12 protein-coding genes are annotated in these 17,747 nt (G+C 74.0%); 2 read left to right on the forward strand and 10 right to left on the reverse strand.

Annotated features, from left to right (window positions below):
* Positions 1-17: 17 nt before the first annotated feature.
* From AC07FT_RS02755 to AC07FT_RS02775, 5 genes are all read right to left on the reverse strand, one after another.
* Positions 18-215 carry a hypothetical protein gene (locus AC07FT_RS02755; protein WP_471193921.1) on the reverse strand — a complete coding sequence of 66 codons (198 nt, stop codon included), beginning with the start codon at positions 213-215 and terminating at the stop codon, positions 18-20.
* A gap of 136 nt (positions 216-351) precedes the next feature.
* Positions 352-663 carry a hypothetical protein gene (locus AC07FT_RS02760; RefSeq protein ID WP_432011556.1) on the reverse strand — a complete coding sequence of 104 codons (312 nt, stop codon included), beginning with the start codon at positions 661-663 and terminating at the stop codon, positions 352-354.
* Positions 660-1,022 carry a WhiB family transcriptional regulator gene (locus AC07FT_RS02765; protein WP_254738251.1) on the reverse strand — a complete coding sequence of 121 codons (363 nt, stop codon included), beginning with the start codon at positions 1,020-1,022 and terminating at the stop codon, positions 660-662. The genes AC07FT_RS02760 and AC07FT_RS02765 overlap by 4 nt, the downstream gene beginning before the upstream one ends.
* Positions 1,023-1,138: 116 nt before the next feature.
* Positions 1,139-1,426, reverse strand: coding sequence for a hypothetical protein (locus AC07FT_RS02770; protein ID WP_254738249.1), 288 nt, complete (start codon positions 1,424-1,426; stop codon positions 1,139-1,141).
* Positions 1,427-1,568: 142 nt separating this feature from the next.
* Complete coding sequence (locus AC07FT_RS02775; protein ID WP_479173454.1) at positions 1,569-3,869, reverse strand: ATP-dependent DNA helicase UvrD2; 2,301 nt, start codon at positions 3,867-3,869, stop codon at positions 1,569-1,571.
* A gap of 184 nt (positions 3,870-4,053) precedes the next feature.
* Between AC07FT_RS02775 and AC07FT_RS02780 the strand changes: the two genes are divergently transcribed.
* A complete protein-coding gene (locus tag AC07FT_RS02780) occupies positions 4,054-4,296 on the forward strand; it encodes a mycoredoxin (protein WP_479173456.1) in 243 nt (80 codons plus the stop codon).
* Between the two features lie 95 nt (positions 4,297-4,391).
* Here AC07FT_RS02780 and nudC read toward each other — a convergent pair whose 3' ends face one another.
* The 5 genes from nudC to AC07FT_RS02805 form a co-directional block, all read right to left on the reverse strand.
* On the reverse strand, positions 4,392-5,336 hold the full coding sequence (gene nudC, locus AC07FT_RS02785) for an NAD(+) diphosphatase (protein ID WP_254738245.1): 945 nt from the start codon (positions 5,334-5,336) through the stop codon (positions 4,392-4,394).
* Between the two features lie 66 nt (positions 5,337-5,402).
* The gene (locus AC07FT_RS02790) at positions 5,403-6,806 is read right to left on the reverse strand and encodes a dipeptidase (protein WP_471193927.1); all 1,404 of its coding nucleotides are present in this window, start codon (positions 6,804-6,806) and stop codon (positions 5,403-5,405) included.
* A gap of 54 nt (positions 6,807-6,860) precedes the next feature.
* A complete protein-coding gene (locus AC07FT_RS02795; RefSeq protein ID WP_479173458.1) occupies positions 6,861-10,484 on the reverse strand; it encodes an ATP-dependent helicase in 3,624 nt (1,207 codons plus the stop codon).
* 184 nt (positions 10,485-10,668) lie between these two features.
* The gene (locus AC07FT_RS02800) at positions 10,669-14,022 is read right to left on the reverse strand and encodes an ATP-dependent helicase (protein WP_479173460.1); all 3,354 of its coding nucleotides are present in this window, start codon (positions 14,020-14,022) and stop codon (positions 10,669-10,671) included.
* Between the two features lie 220 nt (positions 14,023-14,242).
* Positions 14,243-14,629, reverse strand: coding sequence for an MGMT family protein (locus AC07FT_RS02805; RefSeq protein ID WP_479173462.1), 387 nt, complete (start codon positions 14,627-14,629; stop codon positions 14,243-14,245).
* 202 nt (positions 14,630-14,831) lie between these two features.
* Between AC07FT_RS02805 and AC07FT_RS02810 the strand changes: the two genes are divergently transcribed.
* On the forward strand, positions 14,832-17,597 hold the full coding sequence (locus AC07FT_RS02810; RefSeq protein ID WP_479173464.1) for a flippase-like domain-containing protein: 2,766 nt from the start codon (positions 14,832-14,834) through the stop codon (positions 17,595-17,597).
* Positions 17,598-17,747: the final 150 nt, after the last annotated feature.

Raw genomic sequence — 17,747 nt, forward strand, 5'->3', positions numbered from 1 at the left:
GGGTCCGGGCCCGGCCCTCACCACCAGGGCGAGTCGAGCCGTCCTTCGATCGCTCGGAGATGGGCACGGGCGCAGTCGTCGCAGAAGTAGCGGCGGGCACCGTTCTCGACGGAGCAGGTCCAGGTCGGCGGCGCACCGTCGGCATGAGCGCCGCAGCGGGCGCAGACGAGGGTCCGGGTGTCCGATCGCACCGGTTCCGATGTCTTCTGGTCCACCCGGTGACGATAACTCCGCCGGCCCTGGGCGCGGCGGGCAAACGCGCCCCTCTCGTTCCCGTCCCCCCATCCGGGGGGAAGCCGAAGGGCCGGTCCGATCGGACCGGCCCTTCGGTGTTTCACATCGATCGTTCCCTCAGTGCATGACCGCCATGGCCAGGGCGCGGCGGGCACGGAGCGAGGCACGCTCGGCCTTCCGCTGCATCCGGCGGGCGGCGGCGAGGCGGAGAGCGGTGCGTTCGGACTCGGCCTCATGCAGCCGCTCGTGCATATGCGCACGAGCCAGGGCTTCTGGGATGAGTTGCATTTCTCGGTTCCTGTTCTGGCGCGACTCAGGGGCGCCTGAAGTACGGGGTGCGGGTGTTTCGGAGACCGGTGGGGTCATCGTCGGGACCTGATTCATGGGGTCGTGCGTCGCTGGGCGATCGATGGTGCCGATGGTGCTCATGCCGTGACCGGGTTCTTGCGCGGACGGCCACGCGGCCGCTTGCGGGCCACCACGACGCCCTGGACGAAGAGCTCGCCGCCCCAGACACCCCAGGGCTCACGGCGGTCTTTCGCCCCGGCGAGGCAGGCCTCACGCAGCGGGCAGGTCTGGCACAGGGACTTCGCGTACTCGACGTCGGCCGGGGACTCGGCGAAGAAGACCTCCGGGTCGTAGGAGCGGCACGGTACGGCGACACCCAGGTTCTCGATGGCCTCATCGAGTTCGGTGAGGGCGGTGAGCGGGGTCAAGGAGTCCTCCGAGGAGTCAGGCGGTCGGTTCAGGTCGGTCGCTGCGGACGGGGCGTGCGTGTTGAGTTGCACGGTGGTGTGTTCCTCGTCTCTTCGTCCGGCTGGTGGCCGGGCTTCTGGCAAATCAAAAGGGCCGCGGATCCCGGTGTGGGTTCCGCGGCCCTGGAAGGTGCCGACCTGATCCTGGATCAGGCTGGATTACTCCAGGGTTCGAGCCTGCGGAGGGCCCACTTCTTGTGCTGCTGGTGCTGCTGCTTCGTCCGGGATCCGGCACCATTGGCCGCTTCGGCTGCAAAGGCATAGGCATTCGCCGCCGCCACTGCCGCTACCGCAGGTGCCTCGATCGGTCGCTCACTGAGACGCGGACGCGCGGCCTCGGCGCCGGACAGACCGGTGCCGGGCAGGGCAGAGCCGAGCTTGCAGGTGGCGACGACCGAGCGATCGGTCATTTTGATGGTCTTCATGAAGCTGATCATTGGTCTCCGCCTCCTCTCGGCGTCTCAGGGACCGGTCTGGACCAGTCCGGGCTTGTTCAGTACAACACGGATTCCCCGGTTCCCGGAAGGGCCGTTGTCTCCGTGCTCGGAAGGCTATGGGTAGCTGCTCCGCGCGCGCAAACTATTTTTCCGTCGAGTTCTGCGGAGGGTCACCCGGTTGGGTTCCCGCGGCCCCGTCATCCCCCTCGCTGTCGCCTGCCAAAGGGAGTTCCTGGCCCGCACACAGCGCGAGAACATCGGCGCCGAACCGGTCGAGCTTCCGTCTTCCGACACCAGAGATGCCGGAGAGCTCCGATTCGGTTCCCGGAACGGCCTCGGCAATCGCGAGCAGTGTCTTGTCGGTGAAGACGCAGTACGCGGGCTGTGCCAGCAGCCCGGCCTGCTCCGCTCGCCAGTCGCGCAGCCGCTCGTAGAGCGCCTCGTCCAGCTCGGAGGGACAGCCCTCGCAGCGCATCAGCTTCATCTCGCCCGCGTCGGTCAGGGTGCGGCCGCAGACCCGGCAGTGCACCGGGCCACGGCGGCGGCGCACCGCTCCCCCGCCGGCCGCGCCACCGCCGAGCGCACCGCGCTCGATCCCGCCGCCCCCGCCCGGCAGCCGCCCGGAGGCGGCTCCGGAGCCCGGTCGCAGACCGTTGAGAAAGCGGGTGGGGCGACGGGAGGGGCGGCCTCCCGGAGCGCGGGAGAGCGCCCAGGACAGGCTCAGATGGCGACGGGCCCGGGTGACCCCGACATAGAGGAGACGGCGCTCCTCCTCGATCTGCTCATCGGTCTTGGCGTAGGTGATCGGCATCATGCCCTCGGTCAGACCGACCAGGAACACCGCGTCCCACTCCAGGCCCTTGGCCGCGTGGAGTGAGGCGAGTGTCACACCCTCGACCGTGGGCGCGTGCTGGGCGGCGGCCCGCTCGTCCAGCTCCGCCACCAGATCGGCGAGCGTGGCCCCGGGCCTGGCCCGGACGAAGTCCTCGGCGAGCCGGACCAGGGCGGCCAGCGACTCCCAGCGGTCCCGCACCGCTCCGGAGCCCGCCGGCGGCTCCGGGGTCCAGCCGCGGGTGCCCAGCACCGCGCGCACCTGGGAGGGCACATCGTCATCGGTGAGGGCGGGGTCGGCGCTCCCGGCACGGGCCGCGCCGCGCAGCAGCAGCCCGGCCTCGCGCACCTCGGGCCGCTCGAAGAACCGCTCGGCGCCGCGCATCTGGTAGGGCACCTGGGCATCGGCCAGGGCCTGCTCATACAGCTCGGACTGGGCGTTGACCCGGTAGAGCACGGCGATCTGGCTCGCCGGGACCCCGCCGCCGCCCTCCGCCACCGGGGTGATCAGCTCCCGGATCCGGCGAGCGGTGGCCTCCGCCTCCGCGGGTTCGTCCGCATGGGCGGCGTAGACCGGCTCCGGACCGGAGTCGCGCTGGGAGATCAGCTCCAGCCGGTGCTCGGCGGCCCGGCCGCGAGCCTGGGCGAGGAGCCCGTTGGCCAGGTGGACCACCTGTGGGGTGGAGCGGTAGTCCCGGACCAGCTTGACCACGGTGGCGCCGGGGTGCCGGGTGCGGAAGTCCAGCAGATGGTCGGGGGTGGCCCCGGTGAAGGAGTAGATGGTCTGGCTGGCATCCCCGACCACGCACAGGCTCTGGCGGTCACCGAGCCACAGCTCGAGCAGCCGCTGCTGCAAGGGGCTGACGTCCTGGTACTCGTCGACCACGAAGTGCTGGTACTGACGGCGCACCTGATCGGCGATGTCCTGCCGCTCCTGGAGCACCCCGACCGTCAGCAGCAGCACATCCTCGAAGTCGATCACTCCGCGGTCGCGCTTCATCTGCTCGTAGGCCGCGTAGATCCGGGCGATCTCGGCCGGGTCGCGCGGGGCCTCCCGGCCGGATGTGGCCGAGGCGGCCGGATAGTCCTCCGGCACGGTCTGGGTGACCTTGGACCATTCGATCTCGCCGGTCACGTCCCGCAGCTCATTGCGGTCCAGCCGGACCCGGCAGCGCGCGGCGGCCTCGGCCACCAGCTGCACCTTGCGCTCCAGCAGCCGCGGCACCTCGCCGCCGACCGCCTTGGGCCAGAAGTACTGGAGCTGGCGCAGGGCCGCCGAATGGAAGGTGCGCGCCTGCACCCCGCCCGCACCGAGCTGGCGCAGCCGCCCGCGCATCTCCCCCGCGGCCCGGTTGGTGAAGGTCACCGCGAGCACGCTGGCGGGCTGGAGGATGCCCGCCCGGACCCCGTAGGCGATCCGGTGGGTGATCGCCCGGGTCTTGCCGGTGCCGGCCCCGGCCAGCACGCACACCGCGCCGTGCAGGGCCGTCGCCACCTCGCGCTGCTCGGGGTCGAGCCCCTCGAGCACCGCGTCGGCATCACGCGGGGTGGCCGCGTAGGCGCTCGGCGTGGGGCCCTGCGGGAAGAGAGTGGAGGACGTTGCTGCTGTCACCCCGCCATGCTGCCAGTTCCCCTGAGGCCCCCGCGCCGGTTGTCCACAGCTGTGGGGATGCGGTCGTACTTATCCCGGGGGGCCGGTGGATCCCCGGGCGATCCCCGCGATCCCCGGGAATGACCCGGAGGTGCCGGACGTTCTCCCATCGCCCACCCACCGACCACCGAGGAGAGCGAAACCGATGTCCGGCACCGTGACGATGTACAGCACCACCTGGTGCGGCTACTGCCGCCGCCTGAAGGGCCAGATGGACCGCGAGGGCATCGCGTACACCGAGATCAACATCGAGCATGACCCGGACTCGGCGGCCTTCGTCGAGAAGGCGAACGGCGGTGACCAGACCGTGCCCACCGTCCTCTTCCCGGACGGCTCGACGCTGACCAACCCTTCGCTCGCCCAGGTCAAGGCGAAGGTCGGGGTCTGAGCGAGGACCCCGGCCGGGCCCGGTCCAGGGCCCCGACCGGGCCCGAGGCCGCGGCGTGTGCGCCCCGGGCCGCCGGCGGCCCGGGGCCGCCGGGCTCAGCCCAGCGGGCCGCGCGGCAGCGGCTTGCCGTACCAGAGCTCGATCAGCCGGGCCGCGATCGAGATCCCGGACGGAGGCAGCACCTCCCCGCTCTCGATCGCGGTCCGCAGGTCGTCCCGGGAGAACCAGCGCGCCTCGTGGATCTCCTCCCCGTCCACCTGGATCCGGGAGGATGTGGCCCGTGCCATGAAGCCCAGCATCAGGCTGGAGGGGAACGGCCACGGCTGGCTGGCCACGTACTCCACGTCGCCGACCCGGACGCCCACCTCCTCCGCCACCTCGCGGACCACCGCCTGTTCGATCGACTCGCCGGGCTCCACGAACCCGGCCAGCGTCGAGAAGCGCCCCTCCGGCCAGTGCACCTGGCGGCCCAGCAGCGCCCGGTCCAGCTCATCGGTCACCAGCATGATCACGGCCGGGTCGGTGCGCGGGTAGTGCTCGGCGCCGCACGCCGGGCAGCGGCGGATATGGCCTGCCGCCGCGATCACCGTGCGCTCACCGCAGCGTGAGCAGAAGCGGTGCAGCCGCTGCCAGTTCTCCAGGGCCACGGCGTGCACCAGCAGACCCGCGTCCCGCTCGGACAGCAGCGCGCCCGCCTCGCGCAGCCCCGCGGGCCGCGCCGACTGGTCCATCCGGCCGGGCAGCGCGTCCTTCTGGAGCGCGAAGTAGCGCACCCCGTCCTCGTCCGTCCCCAGGAAATAGCGGTGGGTCTCGGTCGGCGGGGCCTCGAAGGCCGGCGTCATGACCAGCTCGGTGCGTCCGTCAGGGGTGTCGTCGACCAGGGCCTGGCCGCCGGAGACCACGAAGACCCGCGTGGTCGGGTGACTCCACGCCGCGGCCAGCCACGCCTCGTCGAGACGGTGGTGCGCCGCGCGGTCGATCCCGCTCGCGGCGCTGAGCGGGATCGCCCCGATGGCGGTGCGGTCGGTCCAGGTGGTCACGGCTGCTTCCAACTCCCCCTGCGAGACGGGTGGCTTCCATTCATCGGCGGGCTGCTCATCGGCGGGCTACGCCCGTCCATTCTCCGCGAGATCGCCCCAGAGGTAGGCGGCGGTCTCGGCGCCCTTCAGCAGCAGATCGAGCTCGACCTTCTCGTTCGGCGCGTGCCAGCCGTCCGAGGGCACCGAGATGCCCAGGAAGAGCACCGGTGCCTCCAGGACGTCCTGGAGGTCGGCGGCGGGTCCGGAGCCGCCCTCGCGGGTGAAGCGGACCTTCTGCCCGAACGCGCGCCCCATGGCGCGCACCACCGACTGGAGGGCCGGGTGGTCCAGCGGGGTCAGACAGGGGCGGGTCGCTCCCCAGAAGGTGATCTCGTGACGGATCCCGGCCGGGAGCCGGGCCGCGACCCAGTCCCGCACGGCCGCCTGGACCTTCTCCCCGTCCTGTCCGGCCACCAGCCGGAACGACAGCTTCAGCTGTGCGGTGGACGGCACGATCGTCTTGCCGCCGGGGCCCTGGTAGCCCCCGGCGATCCCGTTGACCTCGGCGGTCGGACGGGCCCAGATCCGCTCCAGGGTGGAGTACCCCGCCTCGCCCAGCGCGGCGTGCGAATGCGCGGTGCGCAGCCAGGCGGCCTCGTCGAAGGGCAGCTCGGCGAAGAGCTCGCGCTCACGGTCGGTCAGCTCCACGACACCGTCGTAGAAGCCGGGGACCGCCACCCGGCGGTCCTCGTCGTGCAGGGCGGCGGCCAGCCGGGCGGCCTCGGTGGCCGGGTTGGGCACCGCGCCGCCGAAGGAGCCGGAGTGGATGTCCTGGTCGGGGCCGGAGAGGTCGATCTGGCAGTCGGTGAGCCCCCGCATCCCGGTGCAGACCGTCGGGGTGTCCTCGGACCACATCCCGGTGTCGGAGACGATCACGGCGTCACAGACCAGCCGGTCCGCGCGGTCCTGGATCAGCTGCGGGAAGTGCGGGGAGCCGGACTCCTCCTCGCCCTCGATCAGCAGCTTGAGGTTGACGGCGGGCGCGTCGCGGCCGGTGGCCGCCAGATGGGCGCGGACCCCCAGGGTGTGGAAGAGCACCTGCCCCTTGTCGTCGGCGGCGCCCCGGGCGTGCAGCCTGCCGTCCGCGATGACGGGGTCGAAGGGGTCGGTGCGCCAGCCGTCCTCACGGGCGGCGGGCTGAACGTCGTGGTGACCGTAGACGAGCACGGTGGGCGCGTCCGGATCGCCGGACGGCCACGCGGCGAACACGGCGGGTGCGCCGGGGGTGTCCCAGATCTCGACCACCGGGAAGCCCGTCGCCCTCAGGTGCTCCGAGAGCCACTGGGCGCTGCGGCGGACGTCGTCCGCGCGGGCGGGGTCGGCCGAGACGGACGGTATGCGCAGCCACTCGGAGAGATCGTCGAGGAAGGCTGGGCCATGACCGTCCACGAAGGCGCGGACCGCGTTGTCCGTGTCCGGAGTGTCGCTCATGGCCATGAGCCTATCGGCCCCATCGGGACGAAAGCCGCGCGGCCTCCGGGCCGCTCATGTGTGCTCGCTCTCAGTCACGGAACGGACATCGGCGCCATCGTTTCCGATCAGGTCCGCGGCCGGGTCAGCGGTCCCGTCCGGAGCCTCGTCCTCAGCCTCGTCCGCGCCCAGCAGGATCCGTTCCAGCTCCGCCCGGCCGGGCAGACCGGACGGGCGCACCAGTTCGCCGGTGCGGACGTACACGAACGCCGCCGAGACCTCCGACAGCGGCAATCCGTGCTGCTCGGCCCAGGCCAGCCGGTAGACGGCGAGCTGCAGCGGATCGGCGTCCTGAGCGCGGCCGGTCTTCCAGTCGACGATCTCGAAGCCGCCGTCAGGACCCGGCGCGCGGTACACCGCGTCGATCCGGCCGCGGATCGTCCGCCCGGCCAGGGTGAGCTGGACCGGCGCTTCGACGCGGAACGGGGTGCGCCGGGCGTACGGGGTGCGCTCGAACGCCTCCTTGAGCGCGGCCAGGTCCCGTTCGTCCGTGATCCCCGCCCCCGCTCCGGCGCCGTCCGGGTCGTCCTCGGATCCGGGCAGCTCGTCCGGTCCGAGGAAGGGCAGCGGCACCTCCTCGAAACGCGACTCGACCCAGGCGTGGAAGCGGGTGCCCCGGCGCGCGGCGGGCTGCGGCGGCCGCGGCATGGGACGCGCCAGCTCCCGCGCGAAGCCGTCGGGGTCCGCGGCCAGCCGCAGCAGCTGGGACGCGCTCAACGACAGGGGTACGGGCACCTCGTGCACGGTCGTACGGGCGCGGCGCAGCTCCCCGGCGAGCGCGTCGAGATCGCGGTCCCAGGAGGCGATCATCCGCGCCTGCTCGGGCGGCAGGGCGGGGTCCTCCGTCGCCGGGCGGACGTCGTCCAACGCACCGTCGTCGAACGCGTCCTCGTCATGCCGCTCGCCGTCGGGCGGACCGTGGGACCCACCGGAGTCCGCCGGGTCCTCGACGTCTCCGGCGTCCTCGTACGGGTCGCCGAACGCCTCGTCCCCGTACTCGTCCTCGTCCTCCGGCGGCGCCTCGGGCCAGAAGCCGGGGTCCTCCTCCCGGGCCTCCGCGTCCTCCCCGGGGACCTGCTCTTCCTCCGCCGCCTCCATCCGCGCCAGATGGCCGAGCACGATCTCCGCCGCGCGGCGCCGGCGGGCGAGGGCACCCGGGTCGAGCGGAAGCGGCCAGGCGCGGTCGGCGGTGGCCTCCTTCAGCGCCGGGTTCTCCTCGTCCTCCCCCGGCTCCGGGGCCCATGCCTCCACCTCGCCGTGGCCGGATTCGCAGTGCTCGCGCAGCGCCTCCAGGAAGGCGGACGGACCGCGGGGCCGCTTCTGGTTCGGGCCCCACCAGTGGCCCGAGCCGAGCAGCAGGGACCGGGGACGGGTGAAGGTCACATAGCCGAGCCGCAGTTCCTCGGTCCGCTGGTGCTCCCGCATCGCCTCCTTGAAGGCGGCCAGCCCCTTGCTGTCCCAGCCGGTGACGTCCGGCAGGGTGGCCGCGTCGCCGCGCAGCCCGTGCGGGAGGACCTTGGCGGCGGACGTCCAGGACTCGCGCGCCTGCTCACTCGGGAACTGCTTGGCGACCAGCCCGGGCACGGCCACCACATCCCACTCCAGCCCCTTGGACTTGTGCGCGGTGAGCACCTTGACGGTGTTCTCGCCGCCGGGGAGGGAGTTGTCGAGCCCCTTCTCGTACTGCGCGGCGGTCCGCAGGAAGGCCAGGAAGCCCTGGAGAGTGGCCTCGCCCTCCACCGGGGTCTCGCCCTGGCGTCCGGCGAAGGAGGCGGCGACGTCCAGGAAGTTGCCCAGCGTCTCGCGACGGCGGGCGGCGAGGGCGTGCGGCGAGGCGGACAGCTCGACTTCCAGACCCGTGACGGTCAGCACCCGGTGCAGGACGTCCATCAGCGGATCGCCCAGTGAGCGGCGCAGATCGCGGAGTTCGGCGGCGAGCCGCGCGAAGCGGATCCGGGCCTCGGCGGAGAACGGCAGACCGCCGTCCGGACCGCTGCCCTCACCACCGGCTTCCGGGAGGCCGGGCTCGAGGAAGGTGTCGAGCGCGTCGGCGAGCGAGATCACCTCGGCCGGGTCCACGCCCTCGACGGCCTCGGCCAGTCTGCGGTCCGGATCGTCCCCGGCGCCGTCCGGGCCGCCGGAGGCGACCAGGGCACGCGCCCGCCGCCCCAGCAGCGCCAGGTCGCGGGGGCCGATCCGCCAGCGCGGACCGGTGAGCAGCCGGACCAGCGCGGCGTTGGCGCCCGGGTCCTGGAGGACCTCGCAGACGGCCACCAGGTCGGCGATCTCCGGCAGGTGCAGCAGCCCGGAGAGCCCGACGACCTCGACCGGGATGTCCCGTTCCACCAGGGCGCCCTGGATCTCGGCGAAGTCCCCGGCCGTACGGCAGAGCACCGCGATCTCACCGGGCGGGGTGCCGGTGCGGACCAGATGGGCGAGCGAGTCGGCCAGCCAGCGCAGCTCCTCGGCGTGGGTGGGCAGCAGAGCGCAGCGCACCACACCGTCCCGTTCGGCGCCGGGGGCGGGCCGCAGCGCCTCCACGCCCTCGTGCATCGCGCGCAGGGGCGCGGCGAGCCCGTTGGCGAGCTCCAGCAGTCGCCCGCCGCTGCGCCGGTTCTCGCTGAGCGCGAAGCGGCGGGCCGGGCTGCCGTCGGCGTGCGGGAAGTGCCGGGGGAAGTCGTCGAGGTTGGCCACGGAGGCACCGCGCCAGCCGTAGATGGCCTGGCAGGGGTCGCCGACGGCGGTGACCGGATGGCCGGTGCCGCCGCCGAAGAGTCCGGAGAGCAGCAGCCGCTGGGCGACGGAGGTGTCCTGGTACTCGTCGAGCAGCACCACCGCGTAGCTCTCGCGCAGGATCCGGCCGACCTCCGCGCGGGTGCGCGCGAGGGCCGCCGAGTGGGCGATCTGGTCGCCGAAGTCCAGCAGGTCGCGGCGGCGCTTCTCATCCCGGTACGCCTCGACCAGGCCCAGCAGCTCCAGCCTGGCGCGCGCGGTGGCGGGCACCTTGCGCAGGGCCTCGTTGGTCAGCCGCACCCCGTCCAGGGCGGTCAGCAGCCCGGTGTCATGGGCCCGCAGCCGCTCGGCGGGGACGAGGTGTTCGGCCAGCTCGGCGTCGAGCGCCAGCAGATCGGTGACCAGATCGGCGAACGGGCGGGTGAGCGCCGGGTACGGCCCGGGGGCGGAGCGCAGCACGCGCGCGGCGAGCTGGAAGCGGGTGGCGTCGGCGAGCAGCCGGGCGGTCGGTTCCAGGCCGATGCGCAGCCCGTGCTCCTTGAGGAGCTGTCCGGCGAAGGCGTGGTACGTGGAGATGGCGGGCTCGCCCGCGGCCGCGTCCGCGTCGCCCGGGTCGGGGTCGAGGTCGACCACACCCGCCTTGACCAGCGCGCCGCGCACACGCTCGGCCAGTTCGCCCGCCGCCTTGTTGGTGAAGGTGAGGCCGAGCACCCGCTCGGGCGCGACCTGTCCGGTGCCCACCAGCCAGACCACCCGCGCGGCCATGACCGTGGTCTTGCCGGAGCCCGCTCCGGCGACGATCACCTGCGGGGCGGGCGGCGCGGTGATACACGCCGTCTGCTCCGGGGTGAACGGGATCCCGAGCAGCTCCTTGAGCTCCTCGGGATCGGTGATGCGGGCTGACACTCCAGTGAGGCTATCGGTCCCCTCCGACAGCCGGACGCCAACCCGGGACGGCCTCGAACAAGCCGGGATGGAAACGGACATGACTGGACAGAAGTGGAGTGAAGTCAGCGGAAGCGTGCGAGCCCGGCACCAGGGAATCCCGGGTCAGGCACCACGGACCGGGTGGGCAGGGCCGCGGAGGCGCTCAGTCCACCACGTGCCGTCCTTCGGCGCGGGCGCTGCACGCGGCGCGGAAGGAACAGCGGTTGCAGTGCTCCCCGGCGCTCGGCGCGAACCGCTCGTCCAGTACCCGTCCGGCAGCCGTGGCGAGCAGGTCGCCCACCCACTCCCCGTCCGGCGGCTCCTGCGCCTGCACCTTGGGGACGCTCTCGCCGCCGTCCTTCCTGGCCGCGCCCTGGCGGAGCTGGACCAGCTCCGCGCCACCCGGCTCGGGGCGGTCGTCGCCGAACAGTCCGTCGACGGCGCCCTCGCGCACCGCCAGCTGATAGACCGCCAGCTGGGGGTGGCGCTCCACCGCGCCGCGCGTCACCGGCTGCTTCCCGGTCTTGAAGTCGACGACGTACGCCCGGCCCTCGGTGTCCGCCTCGACGCGGTCCATGCTGCCGCGGATGCGCACCTGGTAGGCGTCCGCCTCCAGGGTGACGTCGAAACCGTGCTCGGAGGCGACCGGCGTCCGCCCGCCCCGCTCCATCACATGCCAGCGCAGGAACCGCTCCAGCGCGGCCCGCGCGTTCTCCTTCTCCTGCCGTGACTTCCACGGGGCGTCGAAGGACAGCGCGTCCCAGACCGAGTCCAGCCGCTCCATCAGGACGGCGAGATCGGCGCTGGTGCGGCCGGAGGCGACCTCGTCGGCCAGGACGTGGACGACGTTCCCGAAGCCCTGGGCGGCGGTCGAGGGCGCGTCCGCCTTGACCTCGCGCCCCAGGAACCACTGGAGCGAGCAGGTGTTGACGAGCTGGTCGAGCGCGCTGCCGGAGAGCGCCACCGGCCGGTCGCGGTCGCGCAGCGGGACCTCGCTGTGCGTCGGCTCGTACAGCCCCCACCAGCGGTAGGGGTGGGCCGCCGGGACGAGCGGCTGGCCCTCCTCGTCGCGCAGCGCGGCCAGCCGCGCCAGCCGCCGCGCGGCGGCGTCCCGCAGCGTCCCGGGGGCCTCCGGATCGACGGTGACGGCGCGCAGCTCGGCGACGAGCGCGGCCACCGACAGCGGACGGCGCGGGCGCTGCGTGACGTCCACGGGGGTGACGCCGAGTTCGGTCAGGAAGCGGGAGGGCTGGTCTCCGTCGTCGGAGGCGGCCTTGACGGCGGTGACCACCAGTCGGTCCCGGGCCCGGGTGGCCGCCACGTAGAACAGCCGCCGTTCCTCGGCGAGCAGCGCGCCCGGCGGCAGCGGCTCGGCCAGGCCGTCGCGGCCGATCCGGTCCGCCTCCAGGAGCGAACCGCGGCGCCGCAGATCGGGCCACAGCCCCTCCTGGACGCCCGCCACGACCACCAGCCGCCATTCCAGGCCCTTGGAGCGGTGGGCGGTCATCAGCCGCACGGCGTCCGGGCGGGCGATCCGGCGCGAGAGCGTGTCGGCGGCGATGTCCTGGGCGTCGATCTCCTCCAGGAAGTTCAGGGCGCCCCGGCCGCCGGTGCGCTCCTCCGCACGCGCGGCGGTCTCGAACAGCGCGCACACCGCGTCCAGGTCGCGGTCCGCGTTCCGCCCGGCGGCACCGCCGCGCTGGGCGGCGCGCTCCAGCCGGGCGGGCCAGGAGGTGCCGTCCCACAGCCGCCACAGCGCCTCTTGCGCGGTGCCGCCCCGGGCCAGCACCTCCCGCGCGGAGTGCAGCAGCCGCCCCAGCTGCTGGGCTCCGCGCGCGTACGCGGGGTCGTGGACGGCCAGTCGTCCGGGCTCGGCGAGCGCCTCGGCCAGCAGGGTGTCCGAGGGACGCGGCACCGCCTTGCCCGCGGCCCGCTCCTCCTCGCGCAGCGCCCGGCCCAGACGGCGCAGGTCGGCGGCGTCCATCCCGCCCAGCGGCGAGGCCAGCAGGGTGAGCGCGGTCTCCACGTCGAGGGAGGCGGTGAGTCCGGCCGCCTCCGGCAGCGCGGCCGTGGCGGTGGCCCGCAGCGCGGTCAGCAGCGGGGCCACCGCGGGTTCATGGCGCAGCGGGATGTCATCGCCGTCCACCTCGACCGGGACCCCGGCGGAGGTGAGGGCGCGGCGCACACCGGGGAGCGAGCGCCCTCCGGCGCGCACCAGGACGGCCATCTCACTCCACGGCACACCGTCCTCGAGGTGGGCGCGGCGCAGGATGTCGGCCACGTTGTCGAGCTCGGCGCCCGCGGTGGGATAGGTGTACGCCTCGACCTGGCCGCCGTCGCGTGCCGCGGCCGGCTCCCGGTGGGCGCGCACCGCGTCGGCGGGCAGCCGGGTGAGCGGCATCCGGCGGGCGATCAGCCGGGTGGCTGCCAGGAGGCGGTCCCCGGAGCGGCGGGAGGTGGCGAGCACCGCCACGTCCGCGGGTCTGCCGTCCGGCCGCCGAAAGGCGTCCGGGAAGCCGAGGATGCCGCCCACGTCGGCGCCGCGGAACGCGTAGATGGACTGGTCGGGGTCGCCGAACGCGACGAGGGTGCGCCCCCGGGCCATCCGGGGCGCCCGCCGGGACGCCGCGGTGCGCCCGCCCCCGTGGACGCCCGCGAGGGCGCGCAGCAGCCGCCCCTGGGCGGCGTCGGTGTCCTGGTACTCGTCGACGAACACCGCGTCGTAGCGCGCCGCCAGTCCGGCCGCGACGTCCGGCCGCTCGGCCAGCAGCACCGCGCGGTGCACCAGCTCGGCGTAGTCCAGCACCCCCTGCGCGTCCAGCACGTCCAAATACTCGGCGAGGAAGTCCGCCGCGGCGCCCCAGTCGGGGCGGCCGGTGCGCGCCGCGAAGTCCCCCAGGGCACGCGGTCCGAGGCCCAGCTCCCGGCTGCGCGCGAGCACGGCGCGCACCTCGTCCGCGAAACCGCGGGTGGTCAGGCAGGCTCGCAGCTCATCGGGCCAGCGGGCGGACGCCCGCCCCTCGCCCGCCAGCTCGGCCTGGCCCGCGAGCAGCTCCCTGACGGCCACGTCCTGTTCGGGTCCGGACAGCAGCCGCAGCGGATCGGCGAACAGATCGGCGTCCTGGTGGGCGCGGACCAGGGCGTAGCAGAACGAGTGGAAGGTGGTGGCCTGCGGGGCGGTGGCACCGCCCATGCGCGCGGCCATCCGGTCGCGCAGCTCGACGGCGGCCTTGCGGCTGAAGGTGAGGACGAGGATCCGCTCCGGGTCGGCGCCCTCCCGCGTCCGGCGGGCCACCGCCTCCACGAGCGTCGTGGTCTTGCCGGTGCCCGGTCCGGCGAGGACGAGCAGCGGACCCTCCGGGTGACGGACCACGGCGCGCTGGTGTGCGTCCAGGACCGGCGGGGCGACGGATTCCGGCCGGTGACGGACCAGCCGGTACCTGCCCGGGGACGGCGGCCGTGAGAACGGCTGCCGCGCCTGCCGCTGCCGCGGGAGGGACGAGGAGGAGGAGCTCACGTGGACCGCCGGTCCTGGTGGGTTGGCTGGGTGCGGGACAGCCTCTCATGTGCCGCGGAACGTCACCGGGAAGGCTGTGGACAACCCCACGCGCCCGCCGGGGACGGCGTCGACGACGGGTGTCCTGCGGTGCGCGGGCGGCGCACGCGCGCGCCGGACGCGCGTCCGGACGGGGCACGCGCCGCGATGACGCGGACGCTCCGCGCCCCGGACCGCGCTGCTACTCCGGTCCCGGCGGGGCCGTTCCCCCGTCGGGCCGCCGGCCGTCCCAGCGGGCCGCGCGCATATCGAGCCGGGGCAGATGGCCCTCCGCCGAGCGCGGGGCCTCCCGCAGCGGGGTGCCCTCCTCACGGTAGTGACCGAGCGCGCGCAGCTCATGGTCCGGGAGCAGCGCGCCGTCCGCGCGGACCACCCGCCACCACGGCACGGCGCCCCCGTAGAGCGCCATCACCCGGCCGACCTGGCGCGGTCCGCCCTCGCCCAGCCATTCGGCGATGTCCCCGTAGGTCATCACGCGGCCCGGCGGGATCAGCTCGGCGACCTCCAGCACGCGCTCCGCGTACTCGGGCAGCTCCTCGCCGCCCGGTTCCTCGTTCTCCCGGCTCATCGGACCCATCCTGCCGCACCCCACCGACACCCCCCGGGCCCGCGGCCATCCGTTTCCGGCCGTATCACCCGCCCCCCGGTGTGATCACCGAGTGTGCGGGAATCCTGTACACGGCGTACGATCCGAGGTTCACGCCCCCGAAATACACCCTGATGCCCTCATCCGCCTCCCGGGCATGCCACCATCTTCCGGGCGGTGACTGGTGATACGAGATCAAGAAGAGACGGCGAAGCAGGGTGCGCAGCCTCCGGAGGAGGAGGCCCGCACCCCTGAGGCGTTGTCGCGTCCCGACGCCTCGTCCGGCACCCCCGAGCACCACGACGGCCGCGGCCAGGAGACGGACCCCGGCCCCGGCGGCCCGCGGGGCGGTGACGGCGGCGAGCCGCACGTCGACCGGGTCTCCGGGGACGAGCCGCTGCTGCCCGCGCGGGTCCACCGCCCCTCCGACCTCATGCGGCTGCTGCTCGGTGCGCTGGGCATGGCCGTCGTCCTGGCCATCGCGGCCTTCGCGCACGGCACCACCGCGGGTCTGGAGAAGGACATCGGCCACGGCGCCGATCAGGCGCCCCCGCTGCTGATCGACTTCGCCGGGCTCACGGCCAGCGTCGCCGTCCTCGTCCTCCCGGTGGCCTTCGCCGTCGAGCGGCTGATCAAACGGGACGGGCTGCGGATCGCGGACGGCGTCCTGGCCGCGGTGCTCGCCCACGGGGTGTCCCTCACCACGGACCTGTGGGTCGCGGACGGCGCCCCGGAGTCGATCCGGGAGGCGCTCACCCAGCCCGCCCCCGGCGGCACCTTCAGCGATCCCGTCCACGGCTACCTCGCGCCCGTCATCGCCTATATGACGGCCGTCGGCATGGCACGGCGCCCGCGCTGGCGGGTGGCCATGTGGTGCGTGCTGCTGCTCGACGCGTTCGCGGTGCTCGTCGGCGGCTACACCACCCCGTTCTCGATCATCGTGACCGTGCTGATCGGCTGGACCGTCGCCTACGGCACGCTCTACGCCGTCGGCTCGCCCAATGTCCGCCCCACCGGGCAGAACCTCCTCGCCGGGCTGCGCCGCGTCGGCTTCCACCCGGTCAGCGCGATGCGCGCGGAGGAGCCCGCGGAGGGCGACCAGGGCAACCACGGGGACCGCGGCCGCCGCTATCTGGTCACCCTGGAGGACGGTCCGCCCCTGGACGTCACCGTGGTCGACCGCGAACAGCAGGCCCAGGGGTTCTTCTACAGCGTCTGGCAGCGGCTGACGCTGCGCACCATCGCCCCGCCGCGCAGCCTCCAGTCACTGCGCCAGGCGCTGGAGCAGGAGGCGCTGCTCGCGTACGCGGCCATCGCCGCCGGTGCCAACGCGCCCAAGCTGATCGCCACCTCCGAGCTGGGCCCGGACGCGGTGATGCTGGTGTACGAGCACATCGGCGGCCGTCCGCTGCACGCCCTGCCGGACGAGGAGCTCACCGACGAACTGCTGGCCGGGGCCTGGCACCAGGTCCAGGCGCTCCAGTCACGGCGGATCGCCCACCGGCGGCTGGACAGCGACGCCCTCCTGGTCGACCGCGACGGCCGGGTGATCCTCACCGATCTGCGGGGCGGCGAGATCGCCGCCGGTGACCTGGTGCTGCGGATGGACGTCGCCCAGCTGCTCACCACCCTCGGGCTGCGGGTCGGCGCCGAGCGCTCGGTGGCGGCGGCGGTCGCGGTCCTCGGCCCGGACGCGGTCGCCGACAGCCTTCCGCTGCTCCAGCCGCTGGCCCTGGGCCGCGGCAGCCGCGCGACCCTGCGCCAGCTGGCCCGGGAGCGCGCCCAGCGACAGCGGGAAGCGGTGCTGGAGGCGTCGCGCACGGCCAAGGAGGCCAAGGAGGCGCGCGGGGCCGGCGAACCCCAGGCGGCCATCAGCGACCGCAAGGCCCAGCGGGCCGAGAAGCAGGCGGAGAAGCGGGCGATCGAAGAGGCCCTGGAGGACGCCCGCGAGGAGGATCTGCTCGCCCAGATCCGCCGACAGGTGCTGCTGGTACGGCCGCAGGCGCCCATAGAGCCGGTCCGGCTGGAGCGCATCAAACCGCGCACCCTGGTCAGCTTCTGCGCGGGCGCCTTCGCCGCGTACTTCCTGCTCTCCCAGTTCACCCACATCAAGCTGGGCGCCGTGGTCGGCGAGGCCAACTGGATCTGGGTGCTCTTCGCACTCGTCTTCTCCGCGCTGACCTATGTGGCCGCGGCCATGAGCCTGCTGGGCTTCGTGCCCGAGAAGGTACCCTTCGGGCGGACGGTGCTGGCGCAGGTGGCCGCCTCGTTCGTGAAGCTGGTGGCCCCCGCGGCGGTCGGCGGCGTCGCCCTGAACACCCGTTTCCTCCAGCGCGCGGGGGTGCGGCCGGGACTCGCGGTGGCCAGCGTCGGGGCCTCCCAGCTGTTCGGCCTGGCGAGCCATATCGTGCTGCTGCTGACCTTCGGCTACATCACCGGGACCGAGCGCACCCCGACCCTCTCACCGTCCCGGAGCGTGATCGCCGGGCTGCTGACGGCCGCGGTGCTGGTCCTGGTGGTGACCGCGGTCCCCGTCCTGCGGAAGTTCGTCTCCACCCGGGTGCGGTCCCTGTTCGCCGGTGTCGTCCCGCGCATGCTGGACGTGCTCCAGCGGCCCAAGAAGCTGCTCGCGGGCATCGGCGGCATGCTGCTGCTGACCGTCGCCAACGTGCTGTGCCTCGACGCGTCGATCCGGGCGTTCGGCGGTGACCTGAGCTACGCGAGCATCGCGGTCGTCTTCCTCGCGGGCAACGCGCTGGGCTCGGCGGCCCCCACCCCCGGCGGTGTCGGCGCGGTCGAGGCCGCGCTGATCGCCGGTCTGACCTTCGCCGGGCTGCCGTACGAGACGGCGGCGCCCGCGGTGCTGCTCTTCCGGCTGATGGTCTTCTGGCTGCCGGTGTTGCCGGGCTGGCTGGCCTTCACCCACCTCACCCGCAAAGAGGCCCTGTAGGGGCCGTCGGGGGCCCCGTCCCATGGCCGCCCGGCAGGGCCCGTACAGCCCCGTACCACCGCGGTCCGGAGCCCGCGCGCCGGGACGCCGCCGTACGGCCCCCGCCGCCGGCCCCACTCACCCGTCCGTCCGCGCTGTGCGCGCGGCCCG

It is taken from the genome of Streptomyces sp. NPDC045899 (assembly GCF_056431485.1).

Excerpts from the sequence above, each read along its gene's own strand:
- AC07FT_RS02790 (WP_471193927.1), bottom strand. The coding sequence starts at position 6,806 with ATGAGCGACACTCCGGACACGGACAACGCGGTCCGCGCCTTCGTGGAC.
- AC07FT_RS02760 (WP_432011556.1), bottom strand. The coding sequence starts at position 663 with ATGAGCACCATCGGCACCATCGATCGCCCAGCGACGCACGACCCCATG.
- AC07FT_RS02805 (WP_479173462.1), bottom strand. The coding sequence starts at position 14,629 with ATGAGCCGGGAGAACGAGGAACCGGGCGGCGAGGAGCTGCCCGAGTAC.
- AC07FT_RS02780 (WP_479173456.1), top strand. The coding sequence starts at position 4,054 with ATGTCCGGCACCGTGACGATGTACAGCACCACCTGGTGCGGCTACTGC.
- AC07FT_RS02770 (WP_254738249.1), bottom strand. The coding sequence starts at position 1,426 with ATGATCAGCTTCATGAAGACCATCAAAATGACCGATCGCTCGGTCGTC.